17 protein-coding genes are annotated in these 19592 nt (G+C 40.0%); 15 read left to right on the top strand and 2 right to left on the bottom strand.

The annotated features are described in order from the left end of the window. The first annotated feature begins 114 nt into the window (after positions 1 to 114). The 6 genes from dxs to spo0A all read left to right on the top strand — a co-directional run bounded on the left by dxs (position 115) and on the right by spo0A (position 7806). On the top strand, positions 115 to 2031 hold the full coding sequence (dxs, locus tag GXK58_RS08145) for a 1-deoxy-D-xylulose-5-phosphate synthase (RefSeq protein ID WP_160721574.1): 1917 nt from the start codon (positions 115 to 117) through the stop codon (positions 2029 to 2031). Beyond that, complete coding sequence (locus GXK58_RS08140; RefSeq protein ID WP_160721572.1) at positions 2021 to 2857, top strand: TlyA family RNA methyltransferase; 837 nt, start codon at positions 2021 to 2023, stop codon at positions 2855 to 2857. The genes dxs and GXK58_RS08140 overlap by 11 nt, the downstream gene beginning before the upstream one ends. Positions 2858 to 3151: 294 nt before the next feature. After that, positions 3152 to 3601 (top strand): transcriptional regulator AhrC/ArgR, encoded by a 450-nt coding sequence (ahrC, locus tag GXK58_RS08135; RefSeq protein ID WP_160721570.1) that lies wholly within the window; start codon positions 3152 to 3154, stop codon positions 3599 to 3601. A 16-nt stretch (positions 3602 to 3617) separates the two neighbouring features. Then, complete coding sequence (gene recN / locus GXK58_RS08130) at positions 3618 to 5306, top strand: DNA repair protein RecN (protein ID WP_160721568.1); 1689 nt, start codon at positions 3618 to 3620, stop codon at positions 5304 to 5306. Between the two features lie 116 nt (positions 5307 to 5422). Further along, positions 5423 to 6721: a SpoIVB peptidase gene (gene spoIVB / locus GXK58_RS08125; protein WP_442862458.1), complete on the top strand. Its 1299-nt coding sequence runs from the start codon at positions 5423 to 5425 to the stop codon at positions 6719 to 6721. 293 nt (positions 6722 to 7014) lie between these two features. After that, entirely contained in the window at positions 7015 to 7806 is a 792-nt protein-coding gene (spo0A, locus tag GXK58_RS08120; protein ID WP_160721564.1) for a sporulation transcription factor Spo0A, read from the top strand. Between the two features lie 58 nt (positions 7807 to 7864). On the opposite strand, the gene GXK58_RS08115 is transcribed toward spo0A, so the two are convergent. Continuing rightward, positions 7865 to 8011, bottom strand: coding sequence for a YycC family protein (locus GXK58_RS08115; RefSeq protein ID WP_160721562.1), 147 nt, complete (start codon positions 8009 to 8011; stop codon positions 7865 to 7867). Positions 8012 to 8047: 36 nt separating this feature from the next. On the opposite strand from GXK58_RS08115, the gene GXK58_RS08110 reads away from it, so the two are divergent. Beyond that, a complete protein-coding gene (locus GXK58_RS08110; protein ID WP_160721560.1) occupies positions 8048 to 8776 on the top strand; it encodes a glycerophosphodiester phosphodiesterase in 729 nt (242 codons plus the stop codon). A gap of 51 nt (positions 8777 to 8827) precedes the next feature. Here GXK58_RS08110 and GXK58_RS08105 read toward each other — a convergent pair whose 3' ends face one another. Then, positions 8828 to 9064: a DUF2627 domain-containing protein gene (locus tag GXK58_RS08105; protein WP_160721558.1), complete on the bottom strand. Its 237-nt coding sequence runs from the start codon at positions 9062 to 9064 to the stop codon at positions 8828 to 8830. Positions 9065 to 9249: 185 nt separating this feature from the next. Here GXK58_RS08105 and GXK58_RS08100 point away from each other — a divergent pair, with 185 nt between their 5' ends. The 8 genes from GXK58_RS08100 to GXK58_RS08065 all read left to right on the top strand — a co-directional run bounded on the left by GXK58_RS08100 (position 9250) and on the right by GXK58_RS08065 (position 19568). Then, a complete protein-coding gene (locus GXK58_RS08100; RefSeq protein WP_160721556.1) occupies positions 9250 to 11328 on the top strand; it encodes a sigma-54 interaction domain-containing protein in 2079 nt (692 codons plus the stop codon). Between the two features lie 128 nt (positions 11329 to 11456). Next, positions 11457 to 12362 (top strand): phosphate butyryltransferase, encoded by a 906-nt coding sequence (yqiS, locus tag GXK58_RS08095; protein WP_160722196.1) that lies wholly within the window; start codon positions 11457 to 11459, stop codon positions 12360 to 12362. A 30-nt stretch (positions 12363 to 12392) separates the two neighbouring features. Further along, positions 12393 to 13496 carry a branched-chain amino acid dehydrogenase gene (bcd, locus tag GXK58_RS08090; RefSeq protein WP_160721554.1) on the top strand — a complete coding sequence of 368 codons (1104 nt, stop codon included), beginning with the start codon at positions 12393 to 12395 and terminating at the stop codon, positions 13494 to 13496. A gap of 108 nt (positions 13497 to 13604) precedes the next feature. Then, the gene (buk, locus tag GXK58_RS08085) at positions 13605 to 14735 is read left to right on the top strand and encodes a butyrate kinase (RefSeq protein WP_442862457.1); all 1131 of its coding nucleotides are present in this window, start codon (positions 13605 to 13607) and stop codon (positions 14733 to 14735) included. Between the two features lie 23 nt (positions 14736 to 14758). Further along, the gene (gene lpdA, locus GXK58_RS08080) at positions 14759 to 16180 is read left to right on the top strand and encodes a dihydrolipoyl dehydrogenase (protein WP_160721550.1); all 1422 of its coding nucleotides are present in this window, start codon (positions 14759 to 14761) and stop codon (positions 16178 to 16180) included. A gap of 60 nt (positions 16181 to 16240) precedes the next feature. Next, positions 16241 to 17242: a thiamine pyrophosphate-dependent dehydrogenase E1 component subunit alpha gene (locus tag GXK58_RS08075; protein ID WP_160721548.1), complete on the top strand. Its 1002-nt coding sequence runs from the start codon at positions 16241 to 16243 to the stop codon at positions 17240 to 17242. Positions 17243 to 17254: 12 nt separating this feature from the next. Beyond that, positions 17255 to 18238: an alpha-ketoacid dehydrogenase subunit beta gene (locus GXK58_RS08070; RefSeq protein ID WP_160721546.1), complete on the top strand. Its 984-nt coding sequence runs from the start codon at positions 17255 to 17257 to the stop codon at positions 18236 to 18238. Positions 18239 to 18275: 37 nt separating this feature from the next. Further along, the gene (locus GXK58_RS08065; RefSeq protein WP_442862463.1) at positions 18276 to 19568 is read left to right on the top strand and encodes a dihydrolipoamide acetyltransferase family protein; all 1293 of its coding nucleotides are present in this window, start codon (positions 18276 to 18278) and stop codon (positions 19566 to 19568) included. The last annotated feature ends 24 nt before the right edge of the window (positions 19569 to 19592 follow it).

Genomic DNA, 19592 nt, shown 5'->3' with positions numbered 1-19592 from the left:
TGTTAATTGCCGTTATCACTAAGTGTGTTAGCGGCTATTTTTTCAAATTTAGATACCAATACTATATAAACAAATAGTTTAGAACGAAAAAGTATGAAAGTGAGTGGTCCAGAAATGGATTTATTATCAATAAAGGACCCATCCTTTTTAAAAGGGATGCAGAATCAGGAGCTGGAAGCTCTTAGTCAAGAAATACGCGAGTTTTTAATTGGAAAATTGTCTGTGACAGGCGGTCATATAGGACCTAATTTAGGTGTGGTGGAATTGACCATTGCTTTACATAAATGTTTTGATAGTCCAAAGGATAAAATTATCTGGGATGTGGGCCATCAATCATATGTGCATAAAATATTAACCGGCAGGGCTTGTGAATTTGATACGTTAAGGCAATTTAAAGGATTATGCGGATTTCCTAAGCGTGTGGAAAGTGAACACGATGTTTGGGAGACAGGACACAGCTCTACTTCTCTTTCTGCTGCCATGGGTATGGCCATTGCACGTGATATAAAAAAGGAAAAATCCTTTGTTATTCCGGTGATTGGTGATGGTGCCTTAACAGGTGGTATGGCTCTTGAGGCTTTAAATCATATTGGGCATGAGAAAAAGGATATGATTGTGGTTCTTAATGATAATGAGATGTCGATTGCACCCAATGTGGGCGCCCTTCATAATATTCTTGGTCAATTGCGGACTGCTGGCAAGTATCAATGGGTAAAAGACGAACTTGAAGTACTATTAAAGAAAGTTCCCGCTGTTGGCGGAAAACTTGCGGCAACGGCGGAGAGGATTAAGGATAGTCTCAAGTATTTAGTTGTTTCAGGCATGTTTTTTGAAGAATTAGGATTTACCTATCTAGGACCTATTGATGGTCATAATTTTGATAATTTATTTGAAAGCCTTCATTATGCAAAAAAGACCGAGGGACCGGTCCTTTTGCATGTCATTACGAAAAAGGGGAAAGGGTTTAGACCGGCTGAAAGTGACAAAGTTGGGACGTGGCACGGGACCGGACCATATAAAATGGATACTGGTGATTTTGTTAAGCCAAATAAAAAACAGCCGCCTGCATGGAGCAGTGTGGTGAGTGAAACAGTCCGAAAACTGGCAAGAAAAGATGAAAGAATTGTTGCCATCACCCCGGCAATGCCGGTGGGATCAAAACTAGAAGGTTTTGCTAGCGAGTTCCCAGACCGGATGTTTGACGTTGGAATTGCCGAGCAGCATGCAGCAACAGTTGCTGCGGGTTTGGCCACACAAAATATGAAGCCATTTTTAGCAATTTACTCAACCTTTTTACAACGAGCATATGATCAAGTCTTGCACGATATTTGCAGGCAAAATTTAAATGTCTTTATTGGGATTGACCGTGCTGGTTTAGTCGGTGCTGATGGAGAGACACATCAGGGAGTGTTTGATATTGCTTTTTTAAGACATCTCCCTAATATGGTCTTAATGATGCCTAAAGATGAAAATGAAGGACAGCATATGGTTTATACGGCTTTAAATTATGATGATGGACCGATTGCGATGAGGTTCCCGCGTGGAAATGGAATTGGGGTACCAATGGATGAAGAATTCGAAGCCATTCCAATTGGGACTTGGGAGACATTAAAAGAAGGAACAGACGTCGCGATATTAACTTTCGGAACTACGATCCCAATGGCGTTGGAAGCTGCGAAGAGTCTTGAAAATCAAGGGTTGTCTATCAGGGTAATCAACTCCAGGTTCATAAAGCCGATCGATGAAAATATGCTTACGGAACTTCTCGATAAAAATATCCCAATCCTTACCATCGAGGAAGCTGTCTTGCAAGGGGGATTTGGAAGTTCCATCCTTGAGCATGCAGGGGAAAAGGGATATCATCATGCCCTTATTGATAGAATGGGGATACCTGATCAATTTATTGAACATGGTGATGTTGATTCCCTGCTTGAGGAAATTGGTTTAACGACAGATGAAGTGATAAAAAGGACTTCTGTTTTAGCGGCTTCGAGAAAAAAACAACAAAGGGCTTCCATTTATGAAAAATAAAGAACGATTAGATGTATTATTAGTGGAAAGAGGACTAATTGAGACACGAGAAAAAGCAAAGAGAGCAATTATGGCAGGCTTAGTTTATACAAATGAAGAACGGTTGGATAAACCTGGCGAAAAAGTGAAAGTTGATATCCCATTGAATATAAAGGGGAATGTCCTGCCATATGTAAGCAGGGGAGGCTTAAAGCTGGAGAAGGCTTTAAAGGTCTTTGATGTGGATGTGACAGCCAAGGTGCTATTAGATATCGGTGCATCGACAGGTGGTTTTACAGATTGTGCCCTGCAAAATGGAGCCAAGATGTCATATGCACTCGATGTTGGTTACAACCAGCTGGCCTGGAAGCTGCGCCAAGATGAGCGGGTAGTCGTAATGGAAAGAACGAATTTCCGCTATGTTACACCTGCAGATTTAAGTGGTGAAATGCCAAGCTTCGCGACCATCGATGTTTCATTCATCTCTTTAACTTTAATCTTGCCTGTATTAAAGACTCTTTTAATCCCAGGAAGTGATATCGTTTCACTGGTAAAACCTCAATTTGAAGCGGGGCGCGAGCAAGTTGGCAAAAAAGGTATCGTCAGGGATAAAAAAGTCCATTTGCAGGTACTAGATAAAATCATTAATTTTGCTCTAAAGGAAGGTTATACAGTGAAGGATCTATCCTATTCTCCTATTACGGGTGGGGATGGAAATATTGAATTTTTACTTCACCTTAAATGGGAAGGTGAACGGGAACATGGGATCAATCAACTGCAATTTCAGCCTGCTGAAGTTGTGGAGAAATCCCATCAGGAATTTCATACAAAGAGTGAAGAAGGGTAGGCCAAAAGCCTATCCTTTTATAATTAAATTAAATGTGAATACATTATACACAGTTTTATCCGTCCAGCTTCAGCGCCTAGGGGCTCGGGGTCATAAGCCAATCCGTCAAGAAGGCTAAAGTACAAGCCTTCTCGCCGGCTTGTCTTATGCCTGTCGCCCCTAATCAAGGCGCTTCCGCTTTTGGGTGTATTTTTATTAAAAAAATGTACATTCACTAAGAAATGGGCTAACATATTGGTATATAGGATACTTGGACAAATTTTCTGATGTTCCTTTTATTACGAGGTGAAAAAGATGAATAAAGGCCAACGCCATATTAAAATAAGAGAAATAATTGCAAGCAATGATATTGAAACCCAAGATGAATTAGTCGATGAATTAAAGAATCAAGGTTATAATGTCACGCAGGCGACAGTATCAAGGGATATTAAAGAATTACACTTAGTGAAGGTCCCATTAACAGATGGCCGTTATAAATACAGTTTGCCGGCTGATCAGCGATTCAACCCGTTGCAAAAACTAAAAAGATCGCTTATTGACGCTTTTGTCAGAATTGATTCGGCAGGGCATTTACTTGTCATGAAATGTTTGCCGGGGAATGCCATGGCAATAGGTGCACTCATCGACAATCTTGACTGGGATGAAATTTTAGGAACCATATGTGGTGATGATACAATGTTAATTATTTGTCGAACACCGGAGGATACAGAGGTCATTACAAATAGGTTCCTTGACATGCTTTAAATTGGGGGAGAGTTCTTTGTTAGCAGAACTATCAATTAAAAACTTTGCGATCATTGAGGACTTATCGATCTCATTTGAAAAGGGGTTGACTGTCCTCACAGGGGAAACAGGTGCAGGTAAATCGATCATCATTGATGCTATCCATTTATTAGTTGGAGGCAGGGGATCGGCAGAATTTGTCCGTCATGGAGAAGAGAAGGCCGTCATTGAAGGCTTGTTCCAAATTGATGATTCTAACCATCCTGTTATTTTAAAAGCATATGAATTTGGAATTGAAATTGAAGAGGGAATGGTTATATTAAGACGTGATATAGCCCGGACTGGAAAAAGTGTTTGCCGGATAAATGGCAAACTTGTGACCATTTCCACCCTAAGGGAAATCGGATCCACACTGGTTGATATTCATGGTCAGCATGAACATCAAGAATTAATGGACGAAACTAGACATCTGCCCTTACTCGATCAATTTGGTGCAGAGGAAATTTATCCTGCCCAGAATGAATATTCACAGATATTCCGCCGCTACGAGAATACCCTTGGTAAGCTTAAATCATTAAGTGAAAATGATCAGCAGACTGCTCACCGCTTGGACTTAATTCAATTTCAATTAGATGAAATTCAAAAGGCAAACTTAAAGCCGAATGAAGATGAAGAGCTGCTTGAGGAAAAGAGAAGATTAGGTAATTTTGAAAAAGTATTTGAAGCCATCCAGACCGGTTATAATGCTTTAAAAGGTGAACAAAAGGGACTCGATTGGATTGGCATGGTGATGGGCTGCCTTGAGGACGCTGCTGCGCTTGATTCAAGCTATAAAGAGTTGTCCGACTCGGTTTCTAATAGTTTTTACCAATTAGAGGATGCAGCACATTCATTAAGGAATGAATTAGATGTTCTAGAATATGACCCACGAAGATTAAATGAAATTGAAAGCCGCTTAAATGAGATCAATCAGCTTAAACGGAAGTATGGGAAAACAATGGCGGAAATTTTAGAATATGCTGCTAAGATTGAAGAAGAAATTGAAACGCTTCAGAATAAAGAAACCCATATTGGCGAGTTAGAGAGTGAATTAGCGTCCATCAAAAAAGACCTAGAACTCGAAGCAAAGCAATTAACAGAACTGCGGCAGAAGTGGGCAGAAAAGCTGACAAAATTAATTCATAAAGAATTAAAAGAGTTATATATGGAGAAAACTATTTTTGAAATTCGTTTCGAAGCTGAACAGCATCATTTTGCAAAAAATGGTGTCGATCATATCGAGTTCTATATTTCAACTAACCCTGGAGAACCATTAAAACCGTTATCAAAGGTAGCTTCAGGGGGGGAATTATCACGAATTATGCTTGCATTGAAGAGTATTTTCTCAAAACATCAAGGCGTAACTTCGATTATCTTTGATGAAGTCGATACTGGAGTTAGTGGAAGAGTTGCCCAATCCATTGCTGAAAAAATTTACAAAGTTGCGTCAGGTTCACAAGTACTTTGTATTTCCCATTTACCTCAAGTGGCAGCTATGGCTGATACACATTTATTTATTGCAAAGATCATTAAGGGCGGGCGCACGAAAACTTCCGTTACTCCTTTGAAGACTGCAGAAAAAATTAAGGAAATTGGCCGTATGATCTCTGGGACAGAGATTACCGACTTAACAAAGAAACATGCGGAAGAATTACTACAATTAGCTGGCAAAAATAAGTTAAAATGAAAAGCTATCCAAATTGGGTAGCTTTTTTATGTTGAACGAAGTTATAAAGTCTTGTCAAGGAGGCAAAATTATAGATGTAGCCATTTTTATAAGTGCAGTGAAAAGAAGCGAGGAGAGTGAAGGATTTGAAGTTAGAAATAATCAGAAAGATCATTGGTGGAATTCTCCTTGTTTCATTAATTAGCCTAATTTTTTTTCAGCCTATACAGCAGTTTCTTGCAATACCCAAGTCAATAACTGTATTTGAAGGACAGGATTATACGTTCCAAAAGGCTGCTCCGGTAACAGCCGCCTTAGCTTCTCACAATTCAACGATCACACTTAATCAGGAAAAAAAGTCGGTATCTGTTAACGCAAATGAACACGGCAAAAATGAAATGCTTCTAGAGTATGCAGGAATACCAATTAAAAAGGTCGATGTACATGTCTTAAAAGATTTCCGTGTTTTACCAGGCGGACAATCAATTGGCGTAAAATTAAACACAGTTGGAGTATTAGTGGTTGGTCACCACTTAATAAACACTTCAACCGGTAAAAAATCTCCAGGTGAAATTGCAGGAATTAAAGTTGGAGATATTATTACAGAAATCAATGGAAGTAAGATAGAAAAAATGACAGACGTGGCCCCGTTCGTCCAGTCTGCCGGACAAGATGGAAAACCCCTCAATTTAGTTGTAAGCAGAGAAAGTGGAAAATTCACCACCAAATTGACTCCTTTAAAAGATAAAGGGGAAAATGCCTATAAGCTCGGGTTATATATTAGAGATTCTGCAGCAGGAATCGGAACTATGACGTTTGTTCACCCACAATCTAAAAAATATGGTGCCCTTGGGCATGTAATATCAGACATGGATACAAAAAAACCAATCGTTGTGGAGGATGGTCAAATTGTCCGATCTACTGTCACCTCGATTGAAAAAGGAAGTAATGGAGATCCAGGTGAAAAGCTGGCTCGCTTTTCTTCTGATCATGAAATAGTTGGAAATATTCAAAAGAACAGCCCGTTTGGAATTTTTGGAGAATTGAATAGAGATTTAAAGAATGGAGTATTGGACAAACCGCTTCCTATTGCTTTATCACATCAGGTTAAAGAAGGACCAGCAAAAATTTTAACAGTAGTAAATGATGATCGAGTGGAAGAATTTGATATAGAAATCGTTAGTACAATTCCGCAAAAGTTTCCAGCAACAAAAGGCATGGTTATTAAAGTAACTGATCCAAAATTGCTTGAGAAAACAGGAGGCATTGTACAAGGGATGAGTGGAAGTCCGATTATCCAAAAAGGTAAGCTTGTCGGGGCTGTGACTCATGTTTTTGTTAATGATCCTACATCAGGCTATGGAGTTCATATTGAGTGGATGCTAAATGAAGCTGGAATTAATATATATGAAACACCGAAAGAAAAAGCAAGCTGATCTTGTCAAACCTAAGCAAAGTAGGTGATAATGCCTATTTTGCTTCTTTTTTTAAAACAGATTATTCGACAAAAGGCAGTTATATTATGGAAAATATGCGATATGAGTCGAAAAAGTAAGTAAAACAAAGAAAAGATAAGATTTTATCACTATTTTAACAAATAATAAAAAAATCAAAGGAATTTTAGTTGCATTGTCGAATTTCTAATTTAGAATAGAATTAAGAGAAAATAAATGATTGTAATGTGCGTTTGAAAATAGAGATCGTATTTGTAATGAGGGAGGAACTGGAATTGAAAAAAATAAAGGTATGTGTTGTTGATGATAATAGGGAGTTAGTTGGATTATTAGAGGACTATATCTCTTCCCAAGAAGATATGGAAGTCGTTGGTATTGCTCATAACGGTCAAGAATGTTTAGACATGCTTTCTACAGTAGATCCTGATGTACTTGTACTGGATATTATTATGCCCCACCTTGATGGATTAGCCGTTTTAGAGCGTTTACGTGATGTTAAAAAAGGAACGATCCCTAACGTCATTATGCTTACTGCTTTTGGACAAGAAGATGTAACGAAAAAGGCAGTTGAGCTGGGTGCTTCCTACTTTATTTTAAAACCTTTTGATATGGAAAATCTAGGTAATCACATTAGGCAAGTAAGCGGTAATACCAATTCCTTTACAAGAAAGGCTCCAATGGTGACCTATCGTTCGCAATCGGAGCAAAAGCCAAAAAATCTTGATGCGAGTATTACTAGTATCATTCACGAAATTGGCGTACCTGCTCATATCAAAGGGTATTTATATTTACGTGAAGCCATTTCAATGGTTTATAACGATATTGAACTTTTAGGCTCCATCACCAAGGTTCTTTATCCGGATATTGCCAAAAAATATAATACTACGGCAAGTCGTGTCGAGAGAGCGATTCGTCATGCGATTGAAGTCGCTTGGAGCCGTGGAAACATTGATTCCATTTCCTCTTTATTCGGTTATACAGTAAGTATGTCGAAAGCGAAACCTACAAATAGTGAGTTTATTGCAATGGTAGCCGATAAATTACGTCTTGAACATAAAGCTTCATGAAATGAATAAGAAATAAATAAAAGCCTTCATTCTTTGTGAATGAAGGCTTCTTTATGGTCTATTTTTCTTTATTATCTTTATTATCTATTTCCATCAGTTTTTTTATGAGAATATGCTGCGGTAAATGCATAAGCTGTTCTAACGGTACGTTTAATTCCTTTGAAAGTTTTAGGGCAGTTTCAGTCGATAATTGTAATGGTCTCATGTAAATCCTCCAATTTTAGGTTTAGGAAGTGAAATAATGACACAAATATTTGCTCATCGGGGTTATTCCACTGCATTTGCCGAAAATACGATGGGTGCTTTTATTGAAGCTGAGAAAGCTGGCTCAGATGGAATAGAAATTGATGTTCAGTTAACAAAGGATGGTGAAATTGTCGTCATCCATGATGAAAAGGTGGATCGAACCACTACCGGGAGTGGGTTTGTCAAAGATTTATCATTTAAAGAAATTAGAAAGTTAAATGCTAATAAAAATGGATTAAAAAAAGAACAGGTCCCATCCCTGACAGAAGTTTTAGAATGGATGCGATCTAACAAATTAATCTGTAATATTGAGTTGAAAAATGGACTCATCCCTTATGAAGGAATGGAACAAAAGGTAATACAGCTTGTTAGAGCTTATGGATTGTCCGATCGGATTATCTTATCCTCTTTCAATCATTACAGCATTGTATACAGTTACAGAATGGCTCCTGAAATAGAAACTGCTCCTCTTTTTATTGAAGGGATATACATGCCTTGGATCTATGCGGAGTCGATTAGGGCAAAGGGAATTCATCCCAAACATTCTGCAATGTCTGACAATATTTTAACCAATACAATGGATAATGGAATAGCTATCCGTCCTTATACCGTAAACAAAGATGCAGATATGCACCGTCTGTTTAATATAAATTGTACGGCAATTATAACTGACGATCCTGTTAAGGCTCTGCGCATTCGAAAACAATACGAAAAGAAATCTTAACGCTTAAAATTACAAAGGAGAGTGAGTTCGAATAGAACGTCCTCTCCTTTTTTAATACCGTTTAAATTTATTTTGAACCTTATTACGCTTCCTATCTCTGTGCAAAATGAATCCTGCGACAAACCCTAGGCCTCCAATAAAAAAGATCAACCCTGCTAAAAATTGCAGGATTAAATTGGGAAAAGGAGCTTGCAGAATACCAAATGTCATATCGCGCATTAACTTAATTCCTAATGCAGCTAATGCACCCGGAATGACTAAAATGATGAGGGCAACAATTCGTATCATAAATAAATCCTTCCAATTACTGAAAAATTCAATACTTCTATTTCATTATATCTCAAAAAAAAAGGATTACATAGAAGAAAATTGTCAAGAGTGGATTTTAGTTATAAAATAGTAATGAAGAAAATTGCAGGGAATCTCCTTTACATAATGAAAAAAATTTCCTACTATCAAAGGGGTACAAATAAATGCAGAACATAATGATTGTTGGTGCTGGTAAAGGTGGAACGGCAATCTTAAAAATATTAAAAGAATCAGAAGTGCTTAATGTTCATGCTGTTATTGATCGAAACGAAAAGGCACCAGGAATCATCCTTGCGCAAAAAGAGGGAATTAGAACAGGGACAAGCTGGGAACCTTTTTTAAATGAGAACATTGATATTGTTATCGAGGTTACAGGCAATAATGAAGTTTTTAAAGAGATCCGAAACGCAAAGAATAAACAAACGGTATTAATACCAGGCAGTGTTGCTTATTTAATATCCAGGTTAATGGAAGAAAGGGAGGAGCTTGTTTCCAAGCTTCAAAACGATTCGTATAAGCAGGATCTTATTTTTAATGCTGTAAATGATGGCATGGTGGTTATTGACCGTCAAGGAAAAATCATTCTTTTTAATAAAAGAGCTGAAGAAATCATGGGGGTCACAAGAGATCAGGTCATTGGTAAGGATGTATTGGACGTCATTCCTACAAGCAGACTGCTAATGATCCTAAACACAAGAAGAACGGAATCTAATCAGGAAATGGTTTTAAATAATGGACGGAAAATTATTACAACCCGGATTCCTGTTATTGAAGAGAATGGTACCTTGATTGGTGCATTTGCGGTTTTTAAAGATATTACTGAAGTGGTCAACTTAGCAGAGGAAATTACTGATTTAAAGGAAATACAAACCATGCTTCAAGCCATCATCCATTCTAGTGATGACGCTATTTCCGTTGTTGATGAACACGGACGTGGACTTCTCATTAATCCTGCCTACACTCGGCTTACTGGCCTTACAGAAGAGCAAGTTATTGGAAAACCAGCAACAGCAGATATTTCTGAGGGTGAAAGTATGCATATGAAGGTCCTGAAGACAAGAAGGGCTGTTCGTGGGGTACCTATGAGGGTCGGTCCTAACAAAAGAGAAGTAATTGTCAATGTCGCCCCTATTATTGTCAAAGGAAAGTTAAAAGGCAGTGTTGGTGTTATACATGATATGTCAGAAATGAAATCATTAAGCAGAGAATTGACCCGAGCCAGGCAAATCATCCGAACCCTTGAAGCAAAGTATACCTTCGAGGATATAATCGGACTCTCGGAGGAGATGGTTATTGCGATTGAACAGGCAAAACTGGGAGCAAAAACCCCGGCAACCGTACTTCTGAGGGGCGAATCAGGCACGGGGAAAGAATTGTTTGCCCATGCCATCCATAATGCCAGTGACCGAAAATACAATAAATTTGTCCGTGTGAATTGTGCAGCTATTTCTGAATCGTTATTAGAGAGTGAATTGTTTGGTTACGAAGAGGGTGCCTTTTCTGGGGCGATAAGAGGCGGCAAACGCGGACTGTTTGAGGAAGCTAATAATGGCAGTATCTTTCTCGATGAGATAGGGGAGTTATCTTCCAATACACAGGCAAAGCTCTTACGAGTCCTTCAGGAAAGTGAAATCATCCGTGTCGGGGGTACCAAACCGATTACTATAAATGTGCGGGTCATTGCTGCGACAAATGTGAACCTAGAAAAGGGTATTGCCAATGGTTTGTTTAGGGAAGACTTATATTATCGGTTAAATCGCATGCCAATTCAAATCCCGCCCCTTCGCAAACGGAAAGAGGAAATACCTGCCTTATGCGGCAGGCTGATAGAGAAGATTAATCGTGATTATGGAAGAAATGTTGAAGGGGTAACGAAGGAAGCGTTAAAACAGTTAATGGTATATGATTGGCCTGGTAATGTAAGGGAATTGGAAAATATCCTCGGAAGGGCCATTATCTTTATGAATTATAGCGATACGTTAATCGACATCCATCATTTTCCTGAACTGAGAAACAAAAATAGCGGACAGGAATCGGGGAAAGCCGTCGATTCTGAAGTTTCCTTTCACCCAGGAAGGACTTTATCCGAGAGGGTAGAGGAGTATGAGGCAAAGATCATTCAGGAAACACTTCTACAATTAAATGGAAATAAAACTCTAACAGCGAAAGCGTTAGGCTTATCGGTAAGAAACCTTTACTATAAGCTGGAAAAATTCAATCTTGAAAAAAATAGCATGCAATAATTTTCATAGCATGAAAATTATTGCGCTGCTTTGAAGATAAAAATAAAACGTTTACATATAAGTGTTTTGGCATAAAACTTGCAAGTTTTATAGTGGGTTGCAGGAATCAAAGAAAGGGTTGATGACCGCTGTTGTTAGAATCACTGATAGACCAAGCAAGCCGCAAAGGTCAAAATACGGTTGCTGTTGCTGCAGCAGATAGTGCTGAAGTTATTGAGGCCGTAATGGATGCATTGGATCGAAAGCTTGCGGCTTTTATTTTATATGGAAACAAAGAAAAAATTACTTCTTTGATTAACTCGCAAAAACAGCAGCTGTTGAATAATCATAAATTAAAAATTGTTCATTCAAATTCCGATATAGAGGCAGCAGAATCCGCCGTTCAAGCTGTTAAAAATAAACAAGCAAATGTCCTGATGAAGGGGAATATTCCGACCAACATACTATTAAAAGCTGTTTTAAATAAAGAATTTGGGCTCCGGACCGGGAATGTTTTATCGCATACTGCATTTTTTGAAATCCCTGGTTTAAATCAATTGCTCTTGGTTACAGACGCCGCTATGAATATAGCACCTAATCTGGAACAGAAAGTACAAATTCTGAATAATTCAGTTTCACTGGCAAAGTCAATCGGAATCAAGCTGCCCAAAGTTGCTTGTCTTGCTGCAGTAGAGGCAGTTAATCCTGATATGCAGGCAACGCTTGATGCTGCTGCACTTACGATGATGAATCGACGAGGCCAAATTAGCGGCTGCATTGTCGATGGGCCCCTCGGTTTTGATAATGCTGTCTCAGAACTGGCTGCCAAACAGAAAGGAATTAAAAGTGAAGTAGCAGGAAAGGCAGATATTTTATTAGTGCCAACCATTGAAGTTGGCAATGTGTTATATAAATCATTCATTTACTTTGCTAACGCAAAAGTTGGTGCTGTCATTGCTGGAGCGAGTTCCCCCATTGTACTGACATCGAGAGCCGATTCTGCAAAAAGCAAACTCTATTCCCTCGCGTTAGCATTATGCTGTGTAGAAACATAAGTTTTTTCCCATCTGAGGAGGAATAAGTTCATGGAGATTTTTAACTACTTAGAAAAATATGATTATGAGCAATTAGTATTTTGCCAAGATAAAGAGTCCGGTCTAAAAGCGATTATTGCCATTCATGATACAACACTCGGCCCAGCATTGGGCGGAACACGCATGTGGACATATGCCTCAGAAGAAGCAGCCATTGAAGATGCTCTTCGTTTGGCTAGAGGAATGACCTATAAAAATGCAGCGGCAGGCCTAAATCTGGGGGGCGGTAAAACCGTAATTATTGGGGATCCCCGTAAAGATAAAAGTGAAGCATTATTTAGAGCATTTGGCCGTTATATACAAGGATTAAATGGCCGCTACATTACAGCTGAAGATGTGGGTACCACTGTTAGTGATATGGATATCATTCACGAAGAGACAGATTTTGTAACTGGAATTTCTCCTGCGTTTGGTTCGTCAGGGAATCCCTCTCCCGTCACTGCTTTTGGTGTCTACCGCGGGATGAAAGCAGCGGCAAAGGAAGCTTTTGGAACAGATTCTCTTGAAGGGAAAATTGTTGCCGTTCAAGGAGTAGGGAATGTAGCTTATACATTGTGCGAATATTTGCATGAAGAAGGAGCACAGCTTGTTGTAACGGATATTAATAAAGAAGCCGTTAACCGTGCAGTCGGAGCCTTTGGAGCCCGGGCCGTGGACCCAGATGATATTTATGGTGTGGAGTGTGATATTTATGCCCCATGTGCTTTAGGAGCAACGATCAATGACCATACCATACCTCAATTAAAGGCAAAAGTGATCGCTGGTTCCGCTAATAATCAACTAAAAGACACCCGTCATGGAGATATCATTCATGAAATGGGAATCGTATATGCTCCGGACTATGTAATTAACGCAGGCGGTGTGATTAATGTCGCAGATGAGCTTTATGGATATAATCAAGAGCGGGCGATGAAAAAGGTTGAACAACTTTATACGACCATTGAGAAAGTAATTGAGATATCTAAGCGCGATGGAATTCCGACCTATGTTGCTGCTGATCGAATGGCAGAAGAAAGAATCGCTCGAATTCGCAAGTCTAGAAGTCAGTTTTTACAAAATGGCCATCATATTTTAAGTCACCGTATTTCTAGGTAAGCCATGATTCAAATAAAGTGGATACATGGTATCAAAAGTTGGATCTGTTATTAGTAATGTCCTGGCAGAGCGCTGAACCTCAGATTCAGCGCATTTGCCTGTAAGCAGATGTTTTGTAAAGTGGAGGTTACGACGTTGCCAGATTATGAATTTCGCATTCTTACCATAAACCCAGGATCAACATCCACTAAAATTGGTGTTTTTGATAATGAAGTTTCTATGTTTGAAAAGACAATTCGTCATGACGCAAAGAAAATTAATTCATTTCCTACTATTATTGACCAATACCAATTTAGAAAAACGGCAATTTTGGAAACACTGGATCATGAAGGGATAAATATATCGAAAATTTCAGCTGTATGTGCACGCGGCGGCTTATTACGTCCTATTGAAGGAGGGACCTACGCGGTCAATGATTTAATGCTTGAGGATTTGCGTTCAGGTTATGCTGGGCAGCATGCATCGAATTTAGGAGGCATTATAGCATACGAGATTGCTAAGGGTCTTAATATACCTGCCTTTATTGTCGATCCAGTCGTTGTTGACGAACTTGCTCCGATTGCAAGAGTGTCTGGTTTTACCTTAATTGAGAGAAAAAGCATCTTTCATGCCTTAAACCAAAAAGCCGTTGCGAGAAGAGTGGCAAAAGAGCTCGGAAGAGAATACAGTGAAGTGAATCTGATTATTGCCCATATGGGCGGGGGGATTACTGTCGGTGCACATCAACAAGGAAAAGTAGTGGATGTAAACAATGGACTGCACGGTGATGGCCCATTTAGTCCCGAACGGGCAGGTACAGTGCCCGCTGGTGATTTAATAGCACTTTGTTATGCAGGCGATTATTATCGGGAAGAAATGATGAAAATGCTGGTTGGGCAAGGGGGTCTTGTTGGTTATCTGGGCACAAATGATGCCGAAGAGGTCGAACACAGAATGGCTGCAGGTGACGAAAAAGCCCAATTAATATACGAAGCGATGGCTTATCAAGTGGCAAAAGAAATAGGTGCTTGCAGTACGGTGCTTTCAGGTAAGGTGGATGCCATTATCCTTACAGGTGGTCTGGCCTGTGCTAAAAGGTTTGTAAAGCTAATATCTGATCGGATTAATTGGATTGCTGATGTGATTGTACATCCTGGTGAAGATGAGCTTCAAGCGTTGGCAGAAGGGGCACTTAGAGTTTTAAGCGGTGAAGAAGAAGTGAAAATATATCTAGAGAATTTTTCAACTTCAAAAATCTAAAAAGTACGGGGAGGAAAACATTTGTGGCACAAGAGTATGATTTGGTCATCCTAGGAGGCGGCACAGGCGGCTATGTTGCAGCCATACGCGCATCACAGCTTGGCCTAAAAACAGCCATTGTTGAAAAAGGAAAATTAGGCGGTACTTGTCTGCATCAAGGCTGTATCCCAAGTAAGGCCCTGCTCAGAAGCGCGGAGGTATTTGCGACAACAAAGCGCGGTTCGGAGTTTGGCGTGATCACTAGTGATGTTTCATTAGATTTTGGAAAAGTCCAGGCTAGAAAAAATAAAATTATAGACCAATTACATAAGGGTGTACAACATCTAATGAAACAAGGGAAAATCGATGTTTTCGAAGGAATTGGCCGGATTCTGGGGCCCTCGATTTTTTCACCCATGCCTGGCACTATATCTGTTGAAATGAGCAGCGGAGCTGAAAACGAAATGCTCATTCCTAAAAATGTAATAGTAGCGACTGGTTCACGGCCAAGAACATTGCCTGGCTTGGAAATAGACGGTCAGTTGGTCATGACTTCTGATGAGGCGTTACAGCTTGAGAAACTGCCAAAAACAATCATCATTGTTGGCGGGGGTGTCATTGGAATAGAATGGGCCTCGATGTTATCGGATTTTGGAGTCGATGTCACGGTTATTGAGTATGCTGATCGAATCATTCCAACCGAAGATAAAGAAATCTCAAAAGAAATGCAGCGTGTAATGAAAAAGAAGGGCATCAAACTTATAACCAGTGCAAAAGTACTGCCTGAAACGATCACAAAAGAAAAAGAGGTTAGTATCTCAGCAGAGGTAAAGGGAGAATTAAAACAATTTCAAGCGGAAAAACTCTTAGTCTCAGTTGGCCGGCAGGCAAATATTGAGGGAATAGGACTTGAAAATACTGATATTCAAATCGAAAAGGGTTATATTGCAACGAATGAATATTATCAAACAAAAGAATCACATATTTATGCGATTGGTGATTGTATAGGTGGCCTGCAGCTTGCCCATGTAGCTTCACACGAAGGGATCTTAGCTGTGGAGCATATTGCGGGTGAAAAAACATCTCCAATGGATTATTCACTAGTTTCGAGATGCATTTATAGTAGTCCGGAAGTATCAAGCGTCGGAATAACCGAAGAACAGGCTAGGGCCAAAGGTGTAAACGTAAAAATAGGTAAATTCTCTTTTCGGGCAATTGGAAAAGCCCTTGTTTTTGGTGAATCAGACGGATTTGTAAAAATTGTTGCCGATGTTCTGACGGATGATATCTTAGGTGTTCATATGATTGGTCCGCATGTAACAGATTTGATTACAGAAGCAGGGCTTGCCATGGTACTAGATGCCACACCATGGGAAATCGCTCATACGATACACCCTCATCCGACTTTAACAGAAGCGATTGGGGAAGCAGCACTTGCTGTGGATGGGAAGGCCATTCACTCTTAAATAAACATAAAGTTTAGTCATGGCTTTTAGTCGATCGAACAAGCGGGAGGTAATGAATAAATGATAGAAAAGCGTCACGAAGTTTTAGGCTTAAGCGACCAGAAAGTATTGGAAATGTATGAGACAATGCTTTTGGCCCGGCGCATTGACGAGCGCATGTGGCTATTGAACAGGGCTGGTAAAATACCATTTGTTATTTCATGCCAGGGGCAGGAGGCTGCGCAGGTTGGGGCGGCTTTTGCACTTGACCGGGAGAAAGACTATATCCTTCCATATTACCGGGATATGGGGGTTGTGCTGGCGTTTGGTATGACACCCAAAGAATTGATGCTCTCAGGTTTTGCTAAGGCAGAGGATCCAAATTCAGGAAGCCGCCAAATGCCTGGGCATTTTGGACAAAAGAAAAATAGAATTGTAACAGGTTCCTCACCGGTTACCACCCAGGTTCCCCACGCTGTAGGAATTGCCCTGGCAGGAAAGATGGAGAAAAAGGACTTAGTGACCTTTGTTACGTTTGGTGAGGGGTCATCCAACCAAGGAGATTTCCATGAAGGGGCCAACTTTGCAGGCGTTCATAAACTCCCGGTAATCTTTATGTGTGAAAATAATAAATATGCGATCTCAGTTCCTATTGAAAAGCAGTTAGCCTGTGAAAAGGTTTCAGACAGGGCAATAGGATATGGGATGCCAGGTGTAACGGTTGATGGTAATGATCCGCTGGAAGTTTATAAGGCAGTTAAAGAAGCAGCAGACCGGGGCCGCCGCGGTGAAGGTCCAACATTAGTAGAAACGGTTTCTTACCGTCTTACACCACACTCTTCTGATGATGACGATCGTTCTTATCGTGCACCGGATGAAGTGGCAAAAGCAAAAACAAAGGATCCAATTATAACTTATGGTGCTTATCTAAAAGAAACAGGCGTTTTAAGTGATGAATTGGAAAAAGAAATCAATGAACGAGTGATGAAACTGGTGAATGAGGCAACAGATTATGCTGAAAATGCTCCTTATTCTGCACCAGAAGATGCATTGAAATATGTTTATGCGGATACGGAAGAGTAAGGGGGATGTAAGATGGCGATTATTTCATATATAGATGCAATTACAATGGCAATGCGTGAGGAGATGGAACGGGATTCAAAGGTTTTTATCCTCGGTGAAGATGTAGGAGTAAAAGGCGGAGTTTTTAAAGCGACCCAAGGTCTATATGAACAATTTGGTGAAGAGAGAGTCATTGATACACCTCTTGCTGAGTCCGCGATTGCAGGAGTAGGAATTGGTGCTGCCATGTACGGAATGCGTCCAATCGCAGAGATGCAGTTTGCTGATTTTATTATGCCTGCTGTCAACCAAATTATTTCCGAAGCTGCAAAAATCCGCTATCGTTCGAATAATGATTGGAACTGCCCGATGGTCATACGCGCTCCATATGGCGGCGGAGTACATGGGGCACTTTACCATTCCCAATCAGTTGAAGCGGTTTTTGCTAATCAGCCTGGCTTAAAAATCGTTATGCCATCTACACCATACGATGTTAAAGGACTGTTAAAAGCAGCGATCCGCGACAATGACCCCGTTCTCTTTTTTGAACATAAACGTGCCTATCGTTTAATCAAGGGTGAGGTCCCTGTAGATGACTATACTCTGCCAATCGGTAAAGCGGACATAAAGCGAGAAGGGGAAGATATTACCGTTATTACGTATGGTCTATGTGTACATTTTGCCCTTCAAGCGGCAGAAAAATTAGCCCATGATGGAATTTCTGTTCATATTCTTGATTTACGAACCGTCTATCCGCTTGACAAAGAGGCAATCATTGAAGCGGCTTCTAAGACTGGGAAGGTTTTACTAATTACTGAGGACAATAAGGAAGGAAGTATCATAAGTGAAGTTTCGGCAATTATAGCTGAACATTGCTTATTTGATTTAGATGCTCCAATTAAGAGGCTTGCAGGACCAGATGTACCGGCAATGCCGTATTCTCCGACAATGGAAAAATTCTTTATGATTAATCCGGATAAAGTAGAAAAAGCCATGCGTGAGCTGGCAGAATATTAAGGGGGTTTGGAAATAAGTGACAGTTGAACAAATTAAAATGCCTCAGTTAGGGGAGAGTGTAACCGAGGGTACGATCAGTAAATGGCTAGTATCCGTTGGAGATAAGGTTAATAAGTATGACCCCTTAGCTGAAGTCATGACCGATAAAGTAAATGCAGAAGTCCCATCCTCCTTTACTGGTGTGATAGAAGAATTAATTGCTGAAGAAGGCGACACACTTGCTGTTGGGGAAATCATTTGTACGATTGAAGTGGGAGATAGTCATACCACAGACCCTTCAGCAACTGAAATAAGAGAGCCGGAAGAAACGAATAGAGAACTGCCGAATAACTCTGTAGTTCCTGTCAATAAAGCACGTTACTCTCCTGCAGTTTTAAAAATTTCTCAAGAACATGGTATTGATTTAACTAAAGTTTCAGGTACCGGTGCCGGGGGAAGGATTACTCGCAAAGATTTAGTGAAATTAATTGAATCTGGGAATATTCCAGCTGCAGGTGAAAAAGTAGGAACTGGAAAAGAATCAATACCGCCTGTTAGCAATATAAAACAACCAGATCAGTCAGCTTCCATTCAGCCGCTGGGTGTTCAAGCGTCATCAGCACAACAAGCAGTTGTTTCTGAAACTGCAGGTGACATAGAGATTCCTGTCACTGGGGTGCGTAAAGCAATCGCAGCTAATATGCTTCGCAGTAAACATGAAGCCCCGCATGCCTGGATGATGATTGAGGTGGATGCAACCAATCTTGTGGAATATCGGAATAGTATAAAAGATGACTTTAGGAAGAAAGAGGGATTCAATTTAACTTTCTTCGCCTTCTTTGTAAAGGCAGTGGCCCAAGCCTTAAAAGAGTATCCGCAAATAAATTCGATGTGGGCGGGCGATAAAATCATCCAAAAGAAGGATATTAATATTTCCATTGCTGTTGCCACTGATGATGCTCTATTTGTACCTGTTATTAAAAATACCGATGAAAAGACCATTAAGGGTATTGCCCGAGAAATCTCTGAACTAGCCGTAAAGGTGAGAACAGGGAAACTGAAATCAGAGGATATGCAGGGTGGAACATTCACGGTCAACAACACAGGTTCTTTTGGCTCCGTTCAATCAATGGGAATCATTAATTATCCACAAGCCGCCATTCTTCAAGTGGAATCTATTGTCAAGCGGCCTGTCGTCATGAATAATAACATGATTGCTGTCCGTGATATGGTGAACCTTTGTATGTCACTGGACCATAGAGTTTTGGACGGACTTATTTGCGGCCGTTTCTTAGGACGCGTAAAAGAAATTATTGAAAACATTTCAAAATCAACAACATCGATCTATTAGTAAAGTTAAAACCGCTGCTTAGGA

Origin of the sequence: Bacillus sp. USDA818B3_A (assembly GCF_009928415.1) — a bacterium.
GTDB lineage: Bacteria > Bacillota > Bacilli > Bacillales > Cytobacillaceae > Neobacillus.
This window is presented reverse-complemented; position numbering and strand designations above follow the sequence as displayed.

Bases quoted from the DNA above. Each gene is read 5' to 3' on its own strand.
- dxs (WP_160721574.1), top strand. From the start codon at position 115: ATGGATTTATTATCAATAAAGGACCCATCCTTTTTAAAAGGGATGCAG.
- GXK58_RS08140 (WP_160721572.1), top strand. From the start codon at position 2,021: ATGAAAAATAAAGAACGATTAGATGTATTATTAGTGGAAAGAGGACTA.
- ahrC (WP_160721570.1), top strand. From the start codon at position 3,152: ATGAATAAAGGCCAACGCCATATTAAAATAAGAGAAATAATTGCAAGC.
- GXK58_RS08115 (WP_160721562.1), bottom strand. From the start codon at position 8,011: ATGAGACCATTACAATTATCGACTGAAACTGCCCTAAAACTTTCAAAG.
- GXK58_RS08110 (WP_160721560.1), top strand. From the start codon at position 8,048: ATGACACAAATATTTGCTCATCGGGGTTATTCCACTGCATTTGCCGAA.
- GXK58_RS08105 (WP_160721558.1), bottom strand. From the start codon at position 9,064: ATGATACGAATTGTTGCCCTCATCATTTTAGTCATTCCGGGTGCATTA.
- GXK58_RS08100 (WP_160721556.1), top strand. From the start codon at position 9,250: ATGCAGAACATAATGATTGTTGGTGCTGGTAAAGGTGGAACGGCAATC.
- bcd (WP_160721554.1), top strand. From the start codon at position 12,393: ATGGAGATTTTTAACTACTTAGAAAAATATGATTATGAGCAATTAGTA.
- buk (WP_442862457.1), top strand. From the start codon at position 13,605: ATGTTTTGTAAAGTGGAGGTTACGACGTTGCCAGATTATGAATTTCGC.
- GXK58_RS08075 (WP_160721548.1), top strand. From the start codon at position 16,241: ATGATAGAAAAGCGTCACGAAGTTTTAGGCTTAAGCGACCAGAAAGTA.
- GXK58_RS08070 (WP_160721546.1), top strand. From the start codon at position 17,255: ATGGCGATTATTTCATATATAGATGCAATTACAATGGCAATGCGTGAG.
- GXK58_RS08065 (WP_442862463.1), top strand. From the start codon at position 18,276: ATGCCTCAGTTAGGGGAGAGTGTAACCGAGGGTACGATCAGTAAATGG.